A 21,938-nucleotide genomic window follows, 5' to 3' on the forward strand; every position below is an offset into this window, starting at 1 on the left:
GTCTGAGCGTTTCAGGCAAAGAGCAAAGGTTAAACGGCGGGCCATGACTCTGTCTTGCCGGTTATTGTTCATTTACTGACTAATTGTTACCATGATCACACTTTTGACCCGTGTCGGGTTATATGTCGGTCCAACGAAGGCCAGAACCTTTTGCACGCTAATTTTCATCAGCTCGTTGAACGGTGTGAGCAATTTAATCAGCAGAAGCTGACTCGAGCCTCGGCGGTGATGAATCGTCAGGGCCAGCAGGTATTTGAACTGTTGCCCTTATTGCTGCACTACCATCATGCTCTGCTGCCGGGCTATGTTCCCGGTGACGTGCCTGCAGGCATTTGTCAGTTTGTGCCCAATGACTGTCAGCGGGAGTTTATTGACGAGCTGTGCCGTGCCGCCCACGAACATCAGGGCCTGGAGCAGCACGAATGTGACATTCTGGGTCTCTATTCCATGGGCAGCACCTCTTCCATCGGTCAGGGCCATCGCTCCGATCTGGATATCTGGGTGTGTCATGCGCACACGCTGGCACCGGCCCGGGCCGCCTTGTTGCAGCATAAGTGCCTGTTGATCTCCAAATGGGCCGATCAGCGGGGAGTTGAGCTGAACTTTTTTCTCATTCCCGATAACAAGTTTCGCACCGACAATCAGCAGTCGGTACAAGGGGAGAGCTGCGGCAGCGCTCAGCATCTGCTGCTGCTGGATGAGTTTTACCGCAGCCACCTGCGCATTGCCGGCAAACGGCTGGTGTGGATGTTTGCCCCCGGCAAGCTGGGGCCTGGCTATGATCAGTTTGTGGCGGAGCAGTTTGCCAGCGGTACCCTTAACCACGATGAGTGGCTGGACCTGGGCGGATTTGCGCGCATTCCTGCAGAAGAATATTTTGGCTCGGCGCTGTGGCAGCTCTACAAAAGCATCGACTCCCCCTACAAGGCGGTGCTGAAAACCGTACTGATGGAAGCCTATTCCCATGAATATCCCGACACTCAGCTGTTATGCCGTCAGCTGAAGGGGGTCTTTCAGACTGCTGAAACACTCGATGAAACCCAGGATCACTATGTGCTGATGCTGGAAAAAGTGACCGATTATCTGAAATCCATCGGGGATGAAAAGCGCCTGGATCTGGTGCGTCGCTGTTTTTATCTGAAAGTGTCGGAAGCCCTGATGCCGGAGCAGGAAAACGATGAGTCTCTGGCCTGGCGGCAACAGATCATGGACCGGTTAATTGGTTTGTGGGGCTGGCCGGCAGAAAAACTGGCCAGACTCGATAACAGGGCCAACTGGAAGGTAGAAGAGGTCAAGGCTGCCTACGGCGAACTGCTGGAAGCCCTGATGCAGAGCTATCGCAGTCTGATCCAGTTTGCCCGGCGCAATAACATCAGTGAGTCCATTAACCCGGAAGATATCGGCATTTTGTCGCGCAAGCTCTATGCTGCCTTTGAAAACCTGCCGGGCAAGGTGCAGCTGATTAACCTGCGTATTGCGCCGGATTTGAGCGAACCCGATATCAGTCTGGTGCAGGTGCCTCAGGGCCGGGTCAATCAGGCCGGCTGGTATTTATATAAATATGGCCTTAACCCCGCCGATATTCTGGGCCGCAGTGCCATAGAGCACAGCGACTATGCCAGTAAGCTGGTAGCCTGGGCGCATTTTAACGGTTTGCTGACAGAGCAAAGCCGGTGGCACCTGTTTAATCAGAGTACGGATCTGAATCTGCAGCATTTGCAGGAGTTCAGCCGGGATCTCGCAGCCCTGTTTCCGGCACGGCTGCCGGAGCCGAGCAATCTGGCGCTGAGCCGGCCCTGTGAAGTGCGCCACCTGGCTATCTTCCTTAATCTGGAAGAAGATCCTACTGTCCACCGGCGGGACAGAACCCTGGAATTTGGTGCCAGCACCAGTAACCCTTTCAGTTTTGGCCGTCAGCAGGAAAACCTGGCGGGCTCAGTAGATATTATTTATCGCAACTCCTGGGATGAGGTGCGTACGCTGCATTTTGGCGGCAGTACCGCCGTGGTGGACTCGCTGACTGCCATGCTGGGCAAGATGCATCAGGGTGCCAGTCCGCCGGAAACCCTGAATGTGTATTGCTACAGCCGGCATTTGCGCAGTTTGCTGCGCACCCGTTTTGAACAGCTGGTGCAGGAGTGCATTGAATTACGGCTGGGTCCGGTGAACGGTCATCGGCTCAAGCGGTTACAATTGGGGCTGGAGCAGTTTGGTATTTTCTTTGAGCGCCGGGGTGTGAGTGTGAAACGCATGGAACCAGAGCGTACCAGCGTGCCCGCAACCAAGGGGAATGCTCAAGGAAATAATGCACTGAGCTATGCCCTGCGGCTGGATCAGCATCAGCGTCAGCCGGTGCCCGAGGTGGTGGATGCCTATGCCAGTGAAGGTCTGGTGCAGTTTTTCTTTGAAAGCAGCGGTGAGGGCTACAACCTGTACATACTTGACGAGGCCAACCGCACCGAGGTCTATCATCAGGTGGCAGGCAGCAAAGACGAGCTGGTGCAGAGCATTAACCGGCTCTACACCGCCAACCAGGAGCAGAAAGAGGGGCAGAGTCATTTCAGCCACTTTAACCTGCCCCAGTATTATGAAATTGTGCGCACCAATGACGAGGTGCGGGTGCTGACCTTTCGCACCAGCAAGGACGACCGGGACCCGCTGCCGGCGGATCCGGTCTGAGATACCAGCAACCCCACTGCTGCCCGCGCTATATTGATGCTGTTACAGCGGCAGTTCGACGCCACCCTGGCGTTTGGCCTGCAGGGTCAGCCAGCTCAGCAGCTCATGGCCCTGACGGTTATCTATCCACTGGTCGCCCTGCAGGGCAAAATGGTGACCGTTTTCCCGGGTGGCCAGCCAGATCTGATGCAGCGGCTCCTGCCGGTTAATGACAAACTGGACGCCGTTCTCAAAGGTCAGGTTCATGACGCCGCCCACGGTTTCACATTCAATGTCTTCACCGCTTTCATCAATACGTGCCTCAATATGCTCATAAATGGCATCCGCCAGAGCATGAAATTCACTATCGTTCATTGCCCGCTTCCTATTGCTTTTGAGAATGTGAATGCGATTATAAGAGCCCTGAACCATATTCACAGTCATACGATGAACAAATTCAAGCTGACCGCACTGGTTGCGCTGGTTCTGGGCCTGTCGGCATGTGGCCTTAAAGGCCCGCTGACCCTGCCCGAAACCGAGCAGCAGCCCACTCAGGTTGAGCAGTCGTAAAGGAAACAACCTTGGATTATTTCAATTATCAGGATGATGGCCGCCTTTACGGTGAAGCCTGCGATCTCACCCGTCTGGCCGAGCAATACGGCACGCCGCTTTATGTGTATTCCCGCGCTACTCTGGAGCGCCACTGGAACGCCTTTGATCAGGCCGCCGGCGAGGTGGATCATCTGGTGTGCTATGCAGTGAAGGCTAACTCCAACCTGGCGGTGCTGAACGTGCTGGCACGGCTGGGTTCGGGCTTTGATATTGTCTCCGGTGGCGAGCTGAGCCGGGTTATTGCCGCCGGCGGCGATCCGAAAAAAGTGGTGTTTTCCGGGGTGGGCAAGCGCGAAGACGAAATTCGTCTGGGTCTGGAAAAAGGCATCTTCTGCTTTAACGTGGAGTCGGTAGCCGAGCTGGCGCGCATTAACGGTGTGGCTGCTGCCATGGGGGTAAAGGCCCCTGTGTCCATTCGGGTAAATCCGGATATCGACGCCGGCACTCATCCCTATATTTCCACCGGCCTGAAGGAAAACAAGTTCGGTATTCCCATCGAGCTGGCGCGGGACATCTACCGCCAGGCCGCGGCCATGAGTCACCTCGATATTCACGGCGTAGACTGCCATATCGGCTCTCAGCTGACCGAGCTGTCGCCTTTTCTGGAGGCGGTCGACAAGCTGCTGGTGCTGATTGACGATCTCGCCGAAGACGGCATTCACATTAAACATCTGGATGTGGGCGGTGGTCTGGGCGTGCGTTACGACAACGAAACGCCGCCGGAGCCGCGCCATTACGCCGAAGAGCTGAAAAATCGCCTGCAGGGCCGCAATCTGACCCTGGTATTTGAGCCGGGCCGGGCCATTGCCGCCAACGCCGGTGTGCTGCTGACCAGAGTGGAGCACCTCAAGCCCGGTGAAGCCAAGAACTTCGCCATTGTGGATGCGGCCATGAACGACCTGATCCGCCCGGCCCTGTACAGCGCCTGGCAGGCCATTATTCCGGTAGACAGCACTCTGGAGCGTCAGTCTGCGGTGTATGACATCGTCGGTCCCATCTGCGAGACCGGTGACTTTATCGGTAAAGACCGCGAACTGGCCATTACCGAAGGGGATCTGCTGGCGGTACGCTCTGCCGGTGCCTACGGCTTTGTGATGGCCTCCAACTACAACAGCCGTCCCCGGGCCGCTGAAGTGATGGTAGACGGTGAACAGGCCTTTGTGGTGCGTGAGCGCGAGCAGCTGGCGGACTTGTGGCGGGGCGAGCACCTGCTGCCCGAGGCCTGAACCATGAGCACGCTTCATTTCTCCAAAATGCAGGGGCTGGGCAACGACTTTATGGTGGTGGACGGCGTCACCCAGAAAGTCTTTTTCAATCCTGACGTGATCCGCCAGCTGGCGGATCGCAATTTTGGGGTGGGTTTTGATCAGCTGCTGCTGGTGGAACCGCCCTATGATCCCGAGCTCGACTTTCACTACCGCATCTTTAATGCCGATGGCTCCGAAGTGGAGCAGTGCGGCAACGGTGCCCGCTGCTTTGCCCGTTTTGTGCGGCTCAAGGGCCTGACCAACAAGGATCGCATTGCCGTCAGCACGCAAAAGGGCAACATAGTGCTGCAGCTGGAAAAGGACAATCAGGTCACCGTCAATATGGGGGTGCCCGAGTTTGATCCGGCCAATATTCCGTTCAAGGCCCAGAAGGCGGAAAAAACCTATCTGGTGCGCGCCCAGGACCAAACTGTGCTCTGTGGTGCCGTGTCCATGGGCAACCCCCATTGCGTGGTGGAAGTGGATGATATCAACACCGATCAGGTAGCCACCCTGGGGCCCGTGCTGGAAAATCACGAGCGCTTTCCGGCCCGGGTGAACGTGGGCTTTATGCAAATTATCAACGCCCGTGAAATCAGGCTCAGGGTGCACGAGCGCGGTGCCGGCGAAACCCTGGCCTGCGGCACCGGTGCCTGTGCGGCGGCGGTCATGGGCATGAGCTGGGGTAAGTTGTCGGAGCGGGTAAAGGTAGCGCTTCCCGGCGGCAGCCTCACCATCGCCTGGCAGGGCCCGGGCAAGCCGGTATTCATGACAGGCCCGGCCACTCATGTGTTTGACGGACAGATCTCCCTATGACCGATAAAAGCGCCCTGGCCGAGGCGGGGCTCGATGAAAGCCACATTGCCGATTACCTGGCCAGCCAGCCGGACTTTTTTGTGCGCCACCCCGGCCTGCTTGAGCAGCTGCGGCTGCCCCACGAGCAGCGGGGCAGTGTGTCGCTGGTGGAAGCCCGTATGGAGCGCCAGCGCCAGCGTATTCATCAGCTGGAAGAAGAAATCACTCAGCTGATGTCGGTGGCCGGCGAGAACGAGCGTATTTTTCGCGTTTACCTCGACATGTATCCCCGCCTGTTTGACTGCCGCACCCCAGCGGAGCTGGAGCAGCGCATTGCCCATGCTTTGCGGGAGCGGCTTCGTGTTACGGCGGTGCGGCTGGTGCCGGATGCCCGCTGGTGCAATCTGCCCAAAGCCCGGCCCGGCGAGCAGCTGGAAAAGCTCTATCGCGAGCGCATGGCGGGGCAGGACGTGTATCTGGGCCGGCTGGGCCGGGAAGAAAAACAGCGGCTGTTTGGTGATTCTCTGGTCAATTCCTGCGCCCTGATCCGCATTGGTCAGCAGGGCGAAATGGGCCTGCTGGCCTTTGGCAGTGCTGACAGCAGTCACTACCGCTCGGGCATGGATACCCTGATTATTCGCCAGCTGGCCGGCTTTCTGGCGCTGCTGCTGCCGCGCATGGTGGAACATGGCCACGCCTGAACTGGCTTCAGCCATTGATGACTTTCTCGATTATTTGCGGGTGGAGCGTCAGCTCAGCCCGCACACTCTGGACAACTACCGCCGGCACCTTACTGCCATCAGTGCACAGCTGACCGAGCTGCATCTTGCCGGCTGGAGCGAACTGTCGGTGGCCCATGCCCGGGGGCTGGCCACCCGCATGCACAAGCAGGGGCTGTCGCCCCGTTCCATTGCCGCCAAACTCAGCGCCCTGCGCAGTTTTTGCGACTGGCTGGTGCTTAACGGCCGGCTGGTGGCCAATCCCGCCAAGGGTGTGAGTGCGCCCAAGCAGGGCCGGCCCCTGCCTAAAAATCTGGATGTGGATGAACTGCACCAGCTGATGAACCTGGACGAGTCCGATGCGCTGGCGGTGCGGGACAGAGCCATCATGGAGCTGATGTATTCTTCCGGTCTGCGACTGGCGGAGCTGGTGGATCTTAATCTGAATGATGTGCAGTTTGCCGAACGTCAGGTCAGAGTCACGGGCAAGGGCAACAAGGAGCGCATTCTGCCGGTGGGGCGCATGGCGCTGGACTGGCTGCAAAAATGGCTGACGGTACGCCCCGAGCTGGCCGGCCCCGACGAGCCGGCCTTGTTTGTCAGCAAGCAGCGCCGGCGCATTACCCACCGCAGTGTGCAGCTGCGCCTGGCCAAGCGGGGTCAGCAGCAGGCACTGGCCGGTCATGTGCACCCCCACAAGCTGCGCCACTCCTTTGCCACCCACATGCTTGAGTCCAGCGGCGACCTGCGCGCGGTGCAGGAACTGCTGGGCCACGCCGATCTGGCCACCACGCAAATCTATACCCACCTCGACTTTCAGCATCTGGCCAACGCCTACGACCAGGCCCACCCGCGCGCCAAACGTCGTAAGGATGAGGAGTAAGGCGGCCATTAAGTCCGTGCAATCACGTCGGTCAAAGGGCACTGCTTCTCCGGCACGCCGTGAACCCCTCCATGGGGGCTCCGCTGCGCCATCCCTGGCGCAGAGGGCGCTGCGAAGCAGACACCCTTTGCCCTCCTTGTTCACCACCGAGTTGCCAAATGACTCGCTGATAACCGACGCCAATGCCAAACGAAGCCGCAGCTGGGATTGTGAAGCCGACCGTCAAATGCCAGGGATGGCATTTGCCGAGCGTCCCATGGAGGGGCTGGAAGCGTGTCGGCGGAGGTAACCCAGCTGCGGCTTCGCCGGCGAGGACGCTCAGACGGTTTTCGAGGCGTGAAGGGAAAGACGAAAGCAGGTTAGAATGCCTTCACTGACTTTTGAAACCGGAACTCATGCATGCGCTTTTACAAACGAATGGCACCGGTCAAGGTGCTCAGCTTTGATCTGGACGACACCCTCTACGACAACGTGCCGGTAATGACAGCAGCCGAGAACTGGCTGCTGCAGGCGCTGCGTAACGATTACCCGGAGTCCACTCTGCTGGGCAAGGACAATCTGGCGGCGATCAAACGCCGGCTGATTGCCGAAGAGCCGGCCCTGGCTCACGATGTCAGCGCCTGCCGTCTGCGCGTGCTGGCAGAAGGTCTGTGTCAGCAGGGGTTACCAAAAGATAAAGCGGAACAGCTGGCCGAGACCTTTTATCAGGGCTTTCTCGCCGAGCGGGGCAAAATAGTGGTGCCCGAGGCCACCCACAGAGTGCTGACCGCGCTCAAGGACAAGTACCGGCTGGCGGTGATCACCAACGGCAACATGCCGCTGGAGCATACCGAGCTGGCACCCTATTTCGAGATAGTGCTCAAGGCCGGCCCCCATGGTCGCATGAAGCCGGCACCGGACTTGTTTGACCGGCTGGCGCAGCAGGCCGGGGTGGACCACGGCGAGATTCTGCATATCGGCGATCATATTAATACCGATGTGGCCGGTGCCGTGCACAGTGGCTGTCAGGCGGTGTGGCTCAACGACAACGGCCGCACCGAAGCGGATCTGCAGTGTTTGCCCCAGGTGGCCCTGACGCGGTTGGAGCATCTGCTCGAGCTGTTATAATCGCCGGCTTACAGCAATACACGATATTCGGGAAGGGGAAGGGGTAGCCTTAGCCAACCGTCGATGGCAGGGATGCCATCGTCGAGCATACATGGGCGAGCTTGCTCGCTAGCACCGAGCTTTTTGTCTGACCGAACTTCAAATGACAGTTCGCAGCAGGCAAAAAGTGAAGGTGGCAATTTATGCTGCGTGTTGGCGTTGGCTGCCCTTTCTTCTCCGGGCTTGCGCGGTATTGCCTTCAAATGAAAGACAGGAGTTGTGATGGATGTATCCAGCCTGCTTGACGGCATGAACGACAAGCAAAGAGAGGCGGTGGCCGCCCCTTCCCAGAATATGCTGGTGCTGGCCGGGGCCGGCAGCGGCAAGACCCGGGTGCTGGTGCATCGCATTGCCTGGCTGATGCAGGTGGAACAGGTGCCGGCCTCGGGCATACTGGCGGTCACCTTTACCAACAAGGCCGCCGCCGAAATGCGCAGCCGGGTGGAGCAACTGCTGGGCGGCCGCCTGTTCGGCCTCTGGCTGGGCACCTTTCACGGTCTGGCGCACCGGCTGCTGCGGGCGCACCATCTGGACGCCAACCTGCCCCAGGATTTTCAGATCCTCGACTCGGACGATCAGCTGCGCCTGCTCAAGCGCATTCTCAAGAGCCTGAACCTGGATGAAAAGCAGTGGCCGCCGCGTCAGGTGGCTGGCTACATCAACGGCCGCAAGGACGAAGGTCTGCGCCCGGGCGATATTCAGGTGCTCAACGACCCGCTGCAAAAGACCTATCGCCAGATCTATCAGGTGTATCAGGAGACCTGTGACCGGGCCGGTTTGGTCGACTTTGCCGAGTTGCTGCTGCGCGCCCATGAGCTGTGGCTGTACAAGCCGCACATTCTGGCGCACTACCAGCAGCGCTTTCAGCACATTCTGGTGGACGAGTTTCAGGATACCAACAATATTCAGTATGCTTGGTTGCGCATGCTGGCAGGCGACAGTGCCCGGGTCATGATAGTGGGGGACGACGATCAGTCCATTTATGGCTGGCGCGGTGCCCGGGTGGAAAATATCTCCCGTTTTCTGCAAGACTTTCCCGGTGCCGAGACGGTGCGGCTGGAGCAGAACTACCGCTCCACCGGCACCATTCTCAAGGCTGCCAACCGGCTGATTGCCAACAATGCCGAGCGCATGGGCAAGGAGCTGTGGACCGAGGGCACCGAAGGTGAGCCCATTGCCGTGTACAGCGCCTTTAACGAGGTGGACGAGGCCCGCTTTGTGGTGGAGCGCATCAAGCAGTGGCGCAATCAGGATGGCAGCCTGAGTGACAGCGCCATTCTCTACCGCAACAACGCCCAGTCCCGAGTGTTGGAAGAGGCGCTTATTCAGGAGCGTATTCCCTACCGCATCTATGGCGGCCTGCGCTTTTTTGAACGGCAGGAAATCAAGGACGCCCTCGGCTACCTGCGGCTGATTAACAACAGAGGCGACGAGGCCTCGTTTGAACGCATCGTCAACACGCCTACACGAGGCATTGGCGAGCGCACGCTGGGGCTCATTCGCGAGGCGGCCCGGGATCGGGAAGTGACCCTGTGGCGGGCGGCCTGGGTGCTGGTGGAGGAAAAGGTGCTGACCGGCCGGGCCGCTGCGGCGGTGAGCCGCTTTATCAATCTGATCAACCAGCTGGAAGACGACACTCGCGAGCTGCCGCTGCATGTGCAGACCGACAGGGTGATTGAGCTGTCGGGCCTCAAGGCCATGTATCAGGCGGAAAAAGGCGAAAAGGCCCAGTCCCGGGTGGAAAACCTGGAAGAGCTGGTGACCGCCACTCGCCAGTTTACCCCGTCGGAAGAAGACGACATGTCGCCGCTGTCGGCGTTTTTGTCCCATGCTGCGCTGGAGGCGGGCGAGGGCCAGGCGGATCAGTTCGACGACGCCGTGCAGCTGATGACGCTGCACTCCGCCAAGGGGCTGGAGTTTCCGCTGGTGTTTATGGTGGGGGTGGAAGAGGGTATGTTCCCCAGCCAGCTGTCGGCGGAAGAAAGCCGCCGCTTGGAGGAAGAGCGCCGGCTGGCCTATGTGGGCATGACCCGGGCCATGGAAAAGCTCTATATCAGCCATGCCGAAAGTCGCCGCCTCTATGGCCGGGAAATGTTTCACCGCCCCAGCCGTTTTATCAAGGAGCTGCCCGCCGACTGCCTGGAAGAAATCCGGCTCAAGGCCAAGGTGACCCGCACCATTCCCAACGGCCGCTTCAGCCAGGACCGAGTGCAGGACACCTTTAACCAGACCGGTTTTCGCCTGGGCCAGCGAGTGCTGCACCCCAAGTTCGGCGAAGGAGTGGTGCTCAACTATGAAGGTGCCGGTGCCCAGAGCCGGGTGCAGGTCAACTTTGACGACGGCGGTGCCAAGTGGCTGGTTACCGCCTACGCCCGGCTGGAAGCGATTTGATAACAGCGGACTGAGACCATCAGACCGATGGTGAGCCAACCAGCAGCCACAGAATGGAGCCGGATACCGAGCAGAACAGCAGGCCGCACAGGCCGTTTACCGGCCGGCTCCAGGCCTGTAGCCTGAGTTGTACCCGCGGCGAAGACAGCCACCAGGCCAGCAGCACAAACCAGACAAGGCTCAGCACAAACAGCTCCACCACCAGGGCGGTACGGGTCAGCCAGTTGACCTCGGGGCCAATCAGAGCGGCCAGCAGGCCGATAAAAAACACCAGCGCCTTGGGGTTGAGCAGGTTGGTATTCAGCCCGGTCCAGAATCCGTTTTCCGTTGCCGCGCCATTTGCGGCTCTGAGCTCTGTCGCCGGCCCAAAGGCCGCCCGCAGTGCGCACCACCCCATCCAGCCCAGATAAACGGCACCTGCCAGCCGCACCAGGGTAAACAGCAAAGGGTGTGCCTGAATAAGCAGGCTGATGCCGGTGAGGCTCAGTATGCTGTGCACCAGAATGCCGGTGGTAATGCCCAGCGCCGCGCTCAGGGCGGCTCGTCGCCGGGCCGAAAAGCGCAGCATCAGGGCAATATCCGGACCCGGGCTCGCCAGCGCAATAAGGTGAATAACGCCTATGGTAATCAGCAGTGAAACGTTCATGAAGTGCTCCGTCTGTGGTGGATGCACAGTGTAAAAGGCGGGCGTTTTACCGGCTTGTAAGTTATTGCATCTGTGCGTGAAAGCGAGCCGGTGTAATGTGATAGGCGTGAACAAAGGCGCGATGAAAATGCGACTGGTCAAAAAAGCCCACCGCCAGTGCGGTGTCGAGCACGGGATGACCGGCGGCCAGCCGTTTCTTGGCATCTTCCAGCCGCAATCGCTTGAGATAGGCGTGGGGTGTCATGTCCAGACCTGCTTTGAACTGGCGCAGAAACTGAAAACGTGAAAGATCCAGTTCGGCGGCCAGCTCGGCCAGTGAATGGGGCTGATCCAGGTTGTCCAGCAGGCGCTCCCGCACTCGGGTCAGCAAAGGCTGGGCCAGCGGCCTGGTATCCTGCAGCGGCAAACAGTCGGCCAGCAGTGCCAGTAATTGGCTTTCGGCAAAGCGGGGATTCGTGTTCGCCTGCTCCAGTTGACGGTGCAGCGTCAGGGCCCGGCGATAAAGGGCGGGCTGGTGGGTGAGCGGTTGTGCAAAGAAGGGCAGGGGTTGTTCCAGCTCGTCGGCCAGCCCGGAGACCAGTTCGGGTGACAGAGAGAAGACGCGAACGCGAAACCCCGTTTCGTCAAAGCAATCGCCGTCATGGGTCACGTCCGGATTGAGTAACGACAGCTGTCCCGGTACCAAAGGGGCCGAATTGCCTCTGTGAATAAATTTCTGGGCTCCGCTTTCTACCAGACCCAAGTGGTAATCGAGATGGATGTGCCGGCCGTAACTGAAGCCAGCGTGATGCGCCAGGCACAGCTCCAGGCCGTTCAGGCCATTGCTTTTCCAGTATTTTACGCTGCTCATGCGCCCATTCTAGCGGTTCACGGTGCCTGAGTTTTGTAAAGAATTGCGCCGGTGGCGCAGGCCATCCAGGGTGTAGATCACCAGGGCACCCCAGATCAGCGCGAAGGTGATACCCTTGTCCAGGGTAAAGGGCTCGTTATACAGCCCCACCGCCAGCAGAAACATCAGGCTGGGGCCCAGATACTGGAAGAATCCCAGGGTCGACAGTCGCAGCCGGCGGGCGGCACCGGCAAACAGCAGCAGCGGTACCGTGGTCACCAGGCCGGCGGCGATCAGCCATAGATTGAGGTTGAGCGGGTTGTCGGCCAGCCGGCTGGTGGCCGAGTCGGCGATCCCTAACAGATAAATCAGGGCCAGGGGCAGCAGCACCAGAGTTTCCAGCATCAGACCGGTAAAGGGATCTACCGGCACTTTTTTGCGGATCAGGCCGTAGCAGCCAAAGGATAAGGCCAGAGCCAGGGCGATCCAGGGCAGGCTGCCGAACACCAGGATCTGAATGGCCACACCGGTGCCGGCCAGTCCTACCGCCAGCCATTGGGTGCGGCGAAAACGTTCTCCCAGAAACAGCATGGCCAGCACAATATTGAACAGCGGATTGATGTAGTAACCGAGGCTGGCATCCAGCATGTGATCGTTGTTCACCGCCCAGATAAACAGCAGCCAGTTGGCACCGATAATAACTGATGACAGTGCCAGCATCAGCAACTGGCGAGGGGTGCGAAGCAGGGCGCGAACTCTGGGCCAATAACCGAGGGCCGAGATCAGCAGCACCAGCAACAGCCAGGACCAGATGATGCGGTGGGTGATAATTTCATCGGCCGGCACCGCGCTCAGCTGTTTGAAATACATGGGGGCAATACCCCACAGAAAATAGGCGCCGAGGGCGAGCAGGGCGCCCTGGCCGGCCTGGTCTTTCGCCATGCTGGAATACCGAACAAATAAAGGAGGAAAGGCAGTTTAGCCACAAGGGCGGCCGTCAGCCAGTAACAAATGAAACTTTGTCATCCGGGCCTGCGGTTTATTGTTGTCGCCCTCTGTCTTACAATGCTCGTTCGTTTGTGCCCGGCTGACCGAGATGAATCCCGAAACCGAAGACACCGCTTCCGTCCCCATTCCCGACACTCCCCATGGCGTGTTGCAGCAGGTGTTTGGCTACCAGGACTTTCGCAAAGGTCAGCTGGAGATAGTGGAAGCGGCGGTGGCTGGGCGGGATGCCATGGTGATTATGCCCACCGGCGGCGGCAAGTCGTTGTGTTATCAGATCCCGGCGTTGCTGCGCCCCGGGCTGACGGTGGTAGTATCACCGCTGATCTCGCTGATGAAGGATCAGGTAGATACTCTGGTAGCCAACGGCGTGGCGGCGGCCTATATCAACAGCTCGCTGAGCCGGGAAACCATGCTGCGCCACTTTACTGCTCTGCGCCGGGGCGAGATCAAGCTGCTGTATGTGTCACCGGAGCGGTTGCTGCAGCACGAATTTATGGAGCGCCTCGGTGAGCTTGAGCTGTCCATGTTTGCCATCGATGAGGCGCACTGCATTTCTCAGTGGGGCCACGACTTTCGCCCCGAATATGCCGAGCTGGGCCGGCTTAAGCAGTGGTTTCCACATATTCCCATTATGGCGCTCACCGCCACCGCCGACGAAGCCACCCGTCAGGATATGCTGGGCCGGCTGAACCTGACCGAGCCGCTGATCCACATTGCCAGCTTTGACCGGCCCAATATTCGCTACACTCTGGTGGAAAAATTCAAGGGGCTGGATCAACTGGTGCGCTATGTGGCGGATCAAAGTGGTCAGTGCGGCATAGTCTATTGCTCCAGCCGCAAGCGGGTGGAAGAAGTGGCAGAACGGTTGCTGGCCCGGGGTCACAAGGCGGCCAGCTATCATGCCGGCCTGCCCCTGGAGCTGCGCCAGTCGGTGCAGGAGCGTTTTATTCGTGACGATCTCGACATAGTGGTAGCCACGGTGGCGTTCGGTATGGGCATCGACAAGCCCAATGTACGCTTTGTGGTGCACTACGACATTCCCAAAAATATCGAGTCCTACTATCAGGAAACCGGCCGGGGCGGGCGCGATGGTCTGCCGTCGGAAGCCATGCTGCTGTACGATCCGGCCGATGTGGGCCGGGTGCGCCGGCTGCTGGAAAACAGCGACAACGAACAGCAATTGCAGGTGGAGCTGTACAAGCTGAATGTGATGGCGGCCTTTGCCGAGTCGCTTACCTGCCGGCGTCAGGTGCTGCTCAACTACTTTGGTGAATATCAGCGCGAGCCCTGCGGCAACTGCGATATTTGTCTGGATCCGCCCAAACGCTACGACGGCACCGAAGACGCGCAAAAGGCGCTGTCCTGCGTCTATCGCACCGGCCAGCGCTTTGGCGTGCTCTATGTGGTGGAAGTGCTGCGCGGTGCTGATACTCAGCGGGTGCGGGAACACGGTCACGATAAACTATCGACCTACGGCATTGGTAAGGATAAAAGTCAGGAGCACTGGGTCAGCGTGCTGCGCCAGCTTATTCACTCCGGCCTGCTCACTCAGAATATTACCCGCAATATGGTGTTACAGCTGACCGAGGCTGCAAGACCGGTGCTGCGCGGTGAGGTGCGGCTTGAGCTGGCCGAGCCCCGGCTGGTGCGGGTGAAGCAGAAAGACAAGGCCGAAGCCGGTCTGTCCCGGGCGGAAGACAGGGCTCTGTTCAAGGCACTGAGACAGTTGCGCAAGCAGCTGGCAGAAGAAGCCGATGTGCCGCCCTATGTGGTATTTAATGACGCCACGCTCACTGATATGGCCCGTTACCGGCCTAAAACCGAGAGTGAACTGCTGGGCATTAACGGTGTGGGGGTGCGCAAGCTGGAACGTTTTGGTGAGGCGTTTCTTGAGCTGCTGCGGCGGGAAGGCTGAGGCTAAAAATAAAGGTCCGCATGTGCGGACCCTGTCGCCTTGCAGAATGAGCGATTACAGGCTGGCGTAGTAGGCCGCCAGATCTTCCATATCCTGCTCGGACAGTGGCATGGCCATGGGTGCCATGATGGCGTTATTACGCTCACCGTTTTTGAATGCTTTCAGCTGGCTTACGATATAAGCAGCTTTCTGACCGGCCAGGTTAGGGTAGATATCCATCTGAGAAATACCTTCGGCACCGTGGCAGGCTGCGCAGACGGCAGACTTGGCTTTGCCGGCTTCGGCATCACCGGCGGCAAAGGCCGGGGCACTGATCATGGCCATTACAGCGGCAGCTGTCATCAGTTTCTTCATCATAGAACTCCGTTATTATTAATTCACTAATTGCTTCCGGGCTCAGCTTTTGAGCAGTGGCAGTATACGTTAAGCTGAGGCGAACAATGAAACCCTTTGACGAGTCTCAAGGTGATAATGTGCTAATAGACAACCAATATGCAAGTTTTGAGTGGGCCGGCTCCAGAGTTGCACCCACATCACTGGATTCTGCCAGGTTGTTGCTGGTTAACTATGACCTTGCTGATGAGCTGGGGCTTTCATTAAGCGACCAGCAGTGGCTGGAGCTGACCAGTGGTCAGCAGCTGCTGCCGGGCATGGTGCCTTTTGCTCAGGTATACGCCGGCCACCAGTTTGGCGGTTTCAGCCCGCGGCTGGGAGACGGGCGGGCCCTGCTGCTGGGGGAAGTGATCACGCCGGCCGGTGAGCGCTGGGATCTGCATTTGAAAGGCGCAGGCAAAACCCCTTATTCCCGCTTTGGTGACGGTCGTGCCGTGCTGCGTTCTTCGCTCAGGGAATATCTGGCCTCGGAAGCCATGCACCATCTTGGCATTCCCACCACCCGGGCGCTGTCTTTGGTGGGCAGTGACGAGCCGGTATACAGAGAGCAGACTGAAACCGGTGCTGCCCTGTTGCGTACCGCGGCCAGCCATCTGCGCTTTGGCCACTTTGAATACTTTTATTACAACAGCCAGCCCGAGCGTATTCCCGAGCTGCTGAACTATCTGATAGACACTCAATGGCCGGATCTGGCCAAAAGCCCGCAAGGCTACGCCGAGCTGTTTGAGCGGGTGGTGATGCGCACCGCCGGGCTGATTGCTCAGTGGCAGGCGGCCGGCTTTTGCCACGGGGTAATGAATACCGACAATATGTCGATGCTGGGCCTGACTCTGGATTATGGCCCTTATGGTTTTCTTGATGCCTATGATCCCGATCATATCTGTAATCATTCCGATCACGGTGGCCGCTATGCCTACGATCAGCAGCCGGCGGTGGGGCTGTGGAATTTGCAGCGGCTGGCCCAGGCGCTGTCTGGCCATATTGAGCTGGAAACCCTGCAGCAGTCGCTGGGCAAATATGAGCATGCCTTGCTGAGCCGCTATTCTGAACTGATGCGACAAAAACTGGGGCTTGAGCAATGGCGGGAAGAAGATCCGGCCCTGTTCCGGGACATGTTCAGCCTGATGGCCGAACATAAAGTGGATTACAGCTGCTGGTTTCGGCGGCTGGCGCTGCTTGAATCCGAGGGCGAGCTGCCGAAAAGCTTGCTGGCCTTGTTGCCCGCCCCTGATGCCTGGCAGGACTGGTTTGCCCGCTACCGGGCAAGACTGGCGCAGGAAAACCTCACTCAGGCCGAGCGCCGGGCAGCCATGGACGCGGTCAACCCCAAATACGTGTTGCGCAACCATCTGGCTCAGCGCGCCATTGAGCAGGCGGAGCAGGGCGATATGGCCGAAGCCGATACCCTGTTGCAGCTGCTGGCCGCGCCCTTTGATGAGCAGCCGGGGTTTGAGCACTATGCCGAGCCGGCCCCGGAGTGGGCGGCATCCCTTTGTATTTCATGCAGTTCCTGATGATGAACCCATTAAAAAGCGATACCAGTTTAAGCATTGAAACCTTTCCCGACTGGGCCAATGCGTTGGCCCGGGCACTGGAGCTGATCGTGCTGGAGCGGGAAGCAGGTGCCGATTATCACCAGTGGCTGGTGGATTTTGAAGGCAGCCGGCTGTTTCTGTGCTTTCAGCATTATAGCGATTGCGCCTGGCTGGAAGCATTAAATGCACAGGATGAAGCCGTGGCGCTCTGGCTCACCGCACAGTGGAACCGCAGGTAATCAGGCCGAGCTTTTTACTTCAAATGAAGACAAGTGGCTAAAAAACCGCTAGAATGCGACGGTTTTTCATTGCTGACCCGCAATGGGTTCCCTAACCCCATTTATCAAAAAGGTGATACATGATCTCCGCTCAACAGTACCGCTCGGCGCTGATACGCCTGTCTTTGTTCCATATTGCCGTGATTGCTGCCAGTAACTATCTGGTGCAGCTGCCCTTTACCCTGTTTGGTTTTCATACCACCTGGGGCGCACTCAGCTTTCCTTTTATTTACCTGGCCACGGATCTGACGGTGCGGATTTTTGGTGCTGATCTGGCCCGGCGTATTATTTTTGCGGTCATGCTGCCGGCGCTGGTCAGCTCTTATGTGCTGTCGGTGCTGTTTTTCGAGGCCAGCTATCAGGGCCTGGGATCGCTGACAGAATTCAATCTGTTTGTGGCCCGTATCGCCCTGGCCAGCTTTATGGCCTATGTGCTGGGGCAGATTATGGATGTGTCGGTGTTTAACCGGTTGAGGCAAATCAAGGCCTGGTGGGTGGCCCCCACCTGCTCCACCATTTTCGGTAACCTGGTTGATACCCTGGCCTTTTTCAGCCTGGCATTCTGGCGCTCGCCGGATCCCTTTATGGCCGAGCACTGGGTAGAAATAGCCTGGGTGGACTACGGCTTCAAACTGGTGTTCAGCCTGGGACTGTTTGTGCCCGCCTATGGTCTGCTGCTGAAATACCTGAGCCGTCGCATTCTTGGCGACGACCAAGCGGCACTGCAAACCAGCCGTTAATTACTGTGCAGAAGAATACAGGAATAGGGGTTGCAATAATTAATGATAACGATTATCGTTAACTTGCTTTCCAAACAAGGCCCCATTCAGCAGTAGGGCGCGACCGTTTTTGAAGGCACGACATTGCTCACATTGCTTCCAGAGTATTTAGGCCGGCTTATTGCCGGCCCTTTTTTGTGTTGTAGGCCCGAATTTATTCGGGCAAGCGGGCTAACAGGCGATACGGGTGTCCCGACAAATCGGGACTGGAGCAAGAGGCTGGGGTTACATTTCTAAAAGGCGCTTCACCAGTTTGCCAATGCCGGTGTCGGCTTCGGTAATGTTTTTTGCCAGCATATAGGCGGGGGTGGAAATCACCTTGTGGCGTTCGTCTTCCACCATATCCGTCACGGCACAGCCGATATGCTCACCGCCCATGGCCATAAAGGCGTCTGCCACGGCAGCATCTGTGCCTGCCGTTCCTTTTACTCCGGCCGGATACACTTTTGGGATCAGCACAGGAGCAATGCAGCAGTAGCCGGCAGGCTTGCGGGCACGAGCAAAGGCTTTGCATACCGCCAGTACTTCCTTGTCGACCTCACATTCCGCCCCTTTAAAGGCAAAATTACACAGATTTTTAGCTACGCCAAAGCCACCGGGCAGCAGCAGAGCATCAAAGTCGTCGGCATTGAGTTCGCTCAGGGGCTGAATATCGCCCCGGGCGATGCGGGCGGCTTCGGTCAGCACATTGCGCTGTTCACTACTTTCTTCACCGGAAGCATGGTTCAGCACATGATGCTGAGGCTTGTCGGGAGCAAAGCACTGATAGCGGGCACCATTGCGGGCCAGGTGCAGCAGGCACAGTACCGCCTCGTGAATTTCTGCGCCGTCATACACGCCGCAGCCGCTCAGAATTACGGCAACTTTTTTCATGTTGTGCTCCTTACTGGTGTGAAATTAATGATGCCGGCAGCAAAACCGCCGGCTTGTGCTAGCCTTATTGCGTTTAATCCTGATGCAATATTTCATTACTGTCGATTTTCCACAATTCAGGATCTGTTATCAATACGCTGCTTAACAATATAAGTTTATGAAATAAAACAACTAATTTAAATCCCCCGGATCCAGATCGGATCATCCTTTCACAGAGTTATCCACAGGATCAACCGGCATTGCCGTGGAGTCCGGCGGCCTGCTGTGGCATGCTAGCGGCCAACGCAATAACGAGAAGACGCCATGGTTGCCATTCCTGCCAAACCCCTGATCCTGGTTGATGGATCCTCTTATCTTTATCGTGCCTATTTTGCTTCTCAGCAAGCGGATCTGCGCACCAGCGATAGCCGACCCACCGGTGCCATTCGTGTGGTTACCAATATGCTGCGCAGCCTGCACAAGCAGTTTCCTGACTCAAGAGTAGCAGTGGTATTCGACGCCAAGGGCAAAACCTTTCGCGATGAGATTTATTCGGAATACAAGGCACACCGGCCGTCCATGCCGGATGATCTGCGTGAGCAAATTAAGCCCATTCACGACATTATCCGTGCCATGGGATTGCCCCTGCTGATCGAAGAAGGAGTGGAAGCAGACGATGTGATTGGCACCCTGGCCCGGCAGGCCACCGAGCAGCAGCTGGATGTGGTGATCAGTACCGGTGACAAGGACATGGCCCAGCTGGTATCGAATCATGTGCTGCTGATGGATACCATGAAAAACAGCTTTCTCGATCGGGACGGCGTGGTGGAAAAATTTGGTGTGCCGCCGGAGCTGATTATCGATCTGCTGGCGCTGGTAGGCGACAAGGTAGACAACATTCCCGGCATGCCCGGTGTGGGTGAGAAAACGGCACTGGCGCTGCTGCAGGGGCTGGGCTCCATCAACGACATTGCCGCCAATACCGACAAAATTGCCGAGCTGGGCTTTCGCGGATCCAAGTCGTTTGCCGCCAAGTTCGTCGAGCACGAGCAGCAGGTACGGCTGTCTTATACCCTGGCTACCATCAAGACAGATGTGGAGCTGGACGTGGGGCCGGCGGATCTGCAGCAAAGCGAGCCCGATACCGAGGCCTTGCGCGCTCTTTATCAAGAGTTTGAATTCCGTAATCTGCTGGCTGAGCTGGATCCCGCCACTCAGGAAGAAGCGCCAGTGGCGGCGGCTATGGAAACCGATTATCAGCTGGTGACCGAGCAGGCGCAGCTGAATGCGTGGATTAAAAAGCTGGAAGCCGCGCCTCTGTTTGCCTTTGATACCGAGACTACCAGTCTCAGCTACCGGGATGCCCGTGTGGTAGGGGTATCATTTGCAGTAGAAGCCGGACAGGCGGCCTATGTGCCTTTTGGTCACGATTATCTGGATGCACCCGAGCAGCTGAGCGAAGAAACCGTGCTCGGTGCGCTCAAGCCGTTACTGGAAGATGAGAGCCGCATCAAACTGGGTCAGAATCTGAAGTACGATATCAATGTGCTGAAAAATCACGGCATTCACATGAAGGGCACGCTGCTCGATACCATGCTGGAGTCTTATGCACTCAACTCGGTGCAGACCCGGCACGATATGGACAGCCTGGCGGCATTTTTCCTTAATCACAGCACCACACCGTTTGAAGCCATTGCCGGCAAGGGAGCCAAGCAGCTGACCTTTAACCAGATCCCACTGGAGCAGGCCGGGCCCTATGCGGCGGAAGATGCTGACATTACTCTGCGGCTGCACCATCACCTGGCGGAAAAACTGGCTGCCGAGCCATCTCTTGAAAGCGTATTTAATGACATTGAAATGCCGCTGGTACCCATTCTTGCCGGAATGGAATACACAGGCGTGCGCATCGACGGCAAGCTGCTGGCCATTCAGAGTGATGAAATTGCCAAACGGCTGAAAGAGCTGGAGCTGGAAGCCCACGAACTCGCCGGTGAGCCCTTTAATCTCAGCTCTCCCAAGCAGCTTGGCGAGATTCTGTTCACCAGGCTGGAACTGCCGGTGATCAAAAAAACGCCCAAGGGTGCGCCTTCTACCGCCGAAGAAGTACTGCAGGAGCTGGCGCTGGATTACCCCTTGCCCAAATTACTGATGGAATACCGGGTACTTAGCAAGCTCAAGTCCACTTATACCGACAAGCTGCCCCAGATGATGAATGAGCACAGCGGCCGGGTGCATACCTCTTATCATCAGGCTAATACTGCCACCGGCCGGTTGTCGTCGTCAGATCCCAACCTGCAGAACATTCCCATCCGCACACCGGAAGGACGCCGCATTCGCCAGGCCTTTGTGGCTGAAAAGGGCTACAAGCTGGTAGCGGCAGACTACTCCCAGATAGAGCTGCGCATTATGGCGCATCTGTCTCAGGACAAGGGACTGCTCACGGCCTTTGCTGAAGGTCAGGATATTCACAGGGCCACCGCCGCCGAGGTGTTTGGTGTGGATCTTGAAGCGGTGACCAGCGAACAGCGCCGCCGGGCCAAAGCCATTAACTTTGGCCTGATCTACGGCATGAGCGCTTTTGGTCTGGCCCGCCAGCTGGGCATTGGCCGGAATGAAGCCCAGGAATACATGAATATCTACTTTGAACGTTATCCGGGTGTGCTGCGCTATATGGAAGAAACCCGCGAGCAGGCCAGCGAGCTGGGCTATGTGTCCACCCTGTTTGGCCGTCGCCTGTATCTGCCGGAGATCAAATCCAAAAATGGTGCCCGGCGCAAGGGCGCTGAGCGCGCCGCTATCAACGCTCCCATGCAGGGCACGGCGGCCGATATCATTAAAAAAGCCATGGTGCTGGTAAACGACTGGATAACACAGTTACCCGAAGACGATGTGCGTATGCTGATGCAGGTTCACGATGAACTGGTATTTGAAATTCGCGAAGACAAGGCAGAAGATTACCGGCAGAAAATTTGCGAACTGATGCAGCAGGCGGCCAGTCTGGATGTGCCGCTGCTGGTGGAAGCCGGTGTGGGTGATAACTGGGATCAGGCTCACTAATGCGATAAAAAATAACGATAGTGAAATAAACTTACGTTATAGTGGCAGCAGGTACAGAGGCAGTAGTCCATGCTGCCAAGCTTTTTGCATTTTATTAATATGCTGCTCAGGCCGCCTTCAGCGTTTTTAGCTGAGGGCGTTTTTTTTGCCTGCAATCCACCTCTTCTTTTGTATACAACAAAAAATTTATGTTAC

19 protein-coding genes are annotated in these 21,938 nt (G+C 57.7%); 13 read left to right on the forward strand and 6 right to left on the reverse strand.

Features of this window, described 5'->3' with window-relative positions:
• The first annotated feature begins 150 nt into the window (after positions 1–150).
• Entirely contained in the window at positions 151–2,679 is a 2,529-nt protein-coding gene (locus N2M06_RS00480) for a class I adenylate cyclase (protein WP_346351281.1), read from the forward strand.
• Between the two features lie 42 nt (positions 2,680–2,721).
• Here N2M06_RS00480 and cyaY read toward each other — a convergent pair whose 3' ends face one another.
• Entirely contained in the window at positions 2,722–3,033 is a 312-nt protein-coding gene (cyaY, locus tag N2M06_RS00485; RefSeq protein ID WP_317074084.1) for an iron donor protein CyaY, read from the reverse strand.
• A 72-nt stretch (positions 3,034–3,105) separates the two neighbouring features.
• On the opposite strand from cyaY, the gene N2M06_RS00490 reads away from it, so the two are divergent.
• The 7 genes from N2M06_RS00490 (at position 3,106) to uvrD (ending at position 10,451) form a co-directional block, all read left to right on the forward strand.
• Positions 3,106–3,228, forward strand: coding sequence for a lipoprotein (locus N2M06_RS00490; protein ID WP_019934645.1), 123 nt, complete (start codon positions 3,106–3,108; stop codon positions 3,226–3,228).
• Between the two features lie 11 nt (positions 3,229–3,239).
• Positions 3,240–4,496 (forward strand): diaminopimelate decarboxylase, encoded by a 1,257-nt coding sequence (gene lysA, locus N2M06_RS00495; RefSeq protein ID WP_346351282.1) that lies wholly within the window; start codon positions 3,240–3,242, stop codon positions 4,494–4,496.
• 3 nt (positions 4,497–4,499) lie between these two features.
• On the forward strand, positions 4,500–5,333 hold the full coding sequence (gene dapF / locus N2M06_RS00500; RefSeq protein WP_346351283.1) for a diaminopimelate epimerase: 834 nt from the start codon (positions 4,500–4,502) through the stop codon (positions 5,331–5,333).
• The gene (locus N2M06_RS00505; RefSeq protein WP_019934648.1) at positions 5,330–6,013 is read left to right on the forward strand and encodes a DUF484 family protein; all 684 of its coding nucleotides are present in this window, start codon (positions 5,330–5,332) and stop codon (positions 6,011–6,013) included. Before dapF ends, N2M06_RS00505 begins: the two co-directional genes overlap by 4 nt.
• Positions 6,000–6,914, forward strand: a complete 915-nt coding sequence (gene xerC, locus N2M06_RS00510; protein WP_346351284.1) for a tyrosine recombinase XerC — start codon at positions 6,000–6,002, stop codon at positions 6,912–6,914. The genes N2M06_RS00505 and xerC overlap by 14 nt, the downstream gene beginning before the upstream one ends.
• A 399-nt stretch (positions 6,915–7,313) precedes the next feature.
• Entirely contained in the window at positions 7,314–8,021 is a 708-nt protein-coding gene (locus N2M06_RS00515; RefSeq protein WP_346351285.1) for an HAD-IA family hydrolase, read from the forward strand.
• A 261-nt stretch (positions 8,022–8,282) separates the two neighbouring features.
• A complete protein-coding gene (gene uvrD, locus N2M06_RS00520) occupies positions 8,283–10,451 on the forward strand; it encodes a DNA helicase II (RefSeq protein WP_346351286.1) in 2,169 nt (722 codons plus the stop codon).
• A 19-nt stretch (positions 10,452–10,470) separates the two neighbouring features.
• Here the strand turns inward: uvrD and N2M06_RS00525 are convergent, their stop codons facing one another.
• From N2M06_RS00525 to rarD, 3 genes are all read right to left on the reverse strand, one after another.
• Positions 10,471–11,097: a LysE family transporter gene (locus N2M06_RS00525; protein WP_346351287.1), complete on the reverse strand. Its 627-nt coding sequence runs from the start codon at positions 11,095–11,097 to the stop codon at positions 10,471–10,473.
• 61 nt (positions 11,098–11,158) lie between these two features.
• Positions 11,159–11,947 carry an AraC family transcriptional regulator gene (locus tag N2M06_RS00530; protein ID WP_346351288.1) on the reverse strand — a complete coding sequence of 263 codons (789 nt, stop codon included), beginning with the start codon at positions 11,945–11,947 and terminating at the stop codon, positions 11,159–11,161.
• 9 nt (positions 11,948–11,956) lie between these two features.
• Complete coding sequence (gene rarD / locus N2M06_RS00535) at positions 11,957–12,868, reverse strand: EamA family transporter RarD (protein ID WP_317074078.1); 912 nt, start codon at positions 12,866–12,868, stop codon at positions 11,957–11,959.
• Between the two features lie 154 nt (positions 12,869–13,022).
• On the opposite strand from rarD, the gene recQ reads away from it, so the two are divergent.
• On the forward strand, positions 13,023–14,849 hold the full coding sequence (gene recQ / locus N2M06_RS00540; protein ID WP_317074077.1) for a DNA helicase RecQ: 1,827 nt from the start codon (positions 13,023–13,025) through the stop codon (positions 14,847–14,849).
• 54 nt (positions 14,850–14,903) lie between these two features.
• On the opposite strand, the gene N2M06_RS00545 is transcribed toward recQ, so the two are convergent.
• A complete protein-coding gene (locus N2M06_RS00545) occupies positions 14,904–15,206 on the reverse strand; it encodes a cytochrome c (protein ID WP_245541398.1) in 303 nt (100 codons plus the stop codon).
• Between the two features lie 83 nt (positions 15,207–15,289).
• Here N2M06_RS00545 and N2M06_RS00550 point away from each other — a divergent pair, with 83 nt between their 5' ends.
• The 3 genes from N2M06_RS00550 to N2M06_RS00560 all read left to right on the forward strand — a co-directional run bounded on the left by N2M06_RS00550 (position 15,290) and on the right by N2M06_RS00560 (position 17,795).
• Positions 15,290–16,756, forward strand: coding sequence for a protein adenylyltransferase SelO (locus N2M06_RS00550; RefSeq protein ID WP_346351289.1), 1,467 nt, complete (start codon positions 15,290–15,292; stop codon positions 16,754–16,756).
• Entirely contained in the window at positions 16,756–17,016 is a 261-nt protein-coding gene (locus N2M06_RS00555) for a DUF3630 family protein (RefSeq protein WP_317074075.1), read from the forward strand. The genes N2M06_RS00550 and N2M06_RS00555 overlap by 1 nt, the downstream gene beginning before the upstream one ends.
• Before the next feature lie 119 nt (positions 17,017–17,135).
• Positions 17,136–17,795 carry a 7-cyano-7-deazaguanine/7-aminomethyl-7-deazaguanine transporter gene (locus N2M06_RS00560; protein ID WP_019934657.1) on the forward strand — a complete coding sequence of 220 codons (660 nt, stop codon included), beginning with the start codon at positions 17,136–17,138 and terminating at the stop codon, positions 17,793–17,795.
• A gap of 264 nt (positions 17,796–18,059) precedes the next feature.
• Here N2M06_RS00560 and elbB read toward each other — a convergent pair whose 3' ends face one another.
• A complete protein-coding gene (gene elbB, locus N2M06_RS00565) occupies positions 18,060–18,707 on the reverse strand; it encodes an isoprenoid biosynthesis glyoxalase ElbB (RefSeq protein WP_019934658.1) in 648 nt (215 codons plus the stop codon).
• Between the two features lie 303 nt (positions 18,708–19,010).
• Here elbB and polA point away from each other — a divergent pair, with 303 nt between their 5' ends.
• Positions 19,011–21,743, forward strand: coding sequence for a DNA polymerase I (polA, locus tag N2M06_RS00570; protein WP_346351290.1), 2,733 nt, complete (start codon positions 19,011–19,013; stop codon positions 21,741–21,743).
• Positions 21,744–21,938: the final 195 nt, after the last annotated feature.

Origin of the sequence: Oceanimonas sp. AH20CE76 (assembly GCF_039654065.1) — a bacterium.
Taxonomy (GTDB): Bacteria; Pseudomonadota; Gammaproteobacteria; order Enterobacterales; family Aeromonadaceae; genus Oceanimonas; species Oceanimonas smirnovii.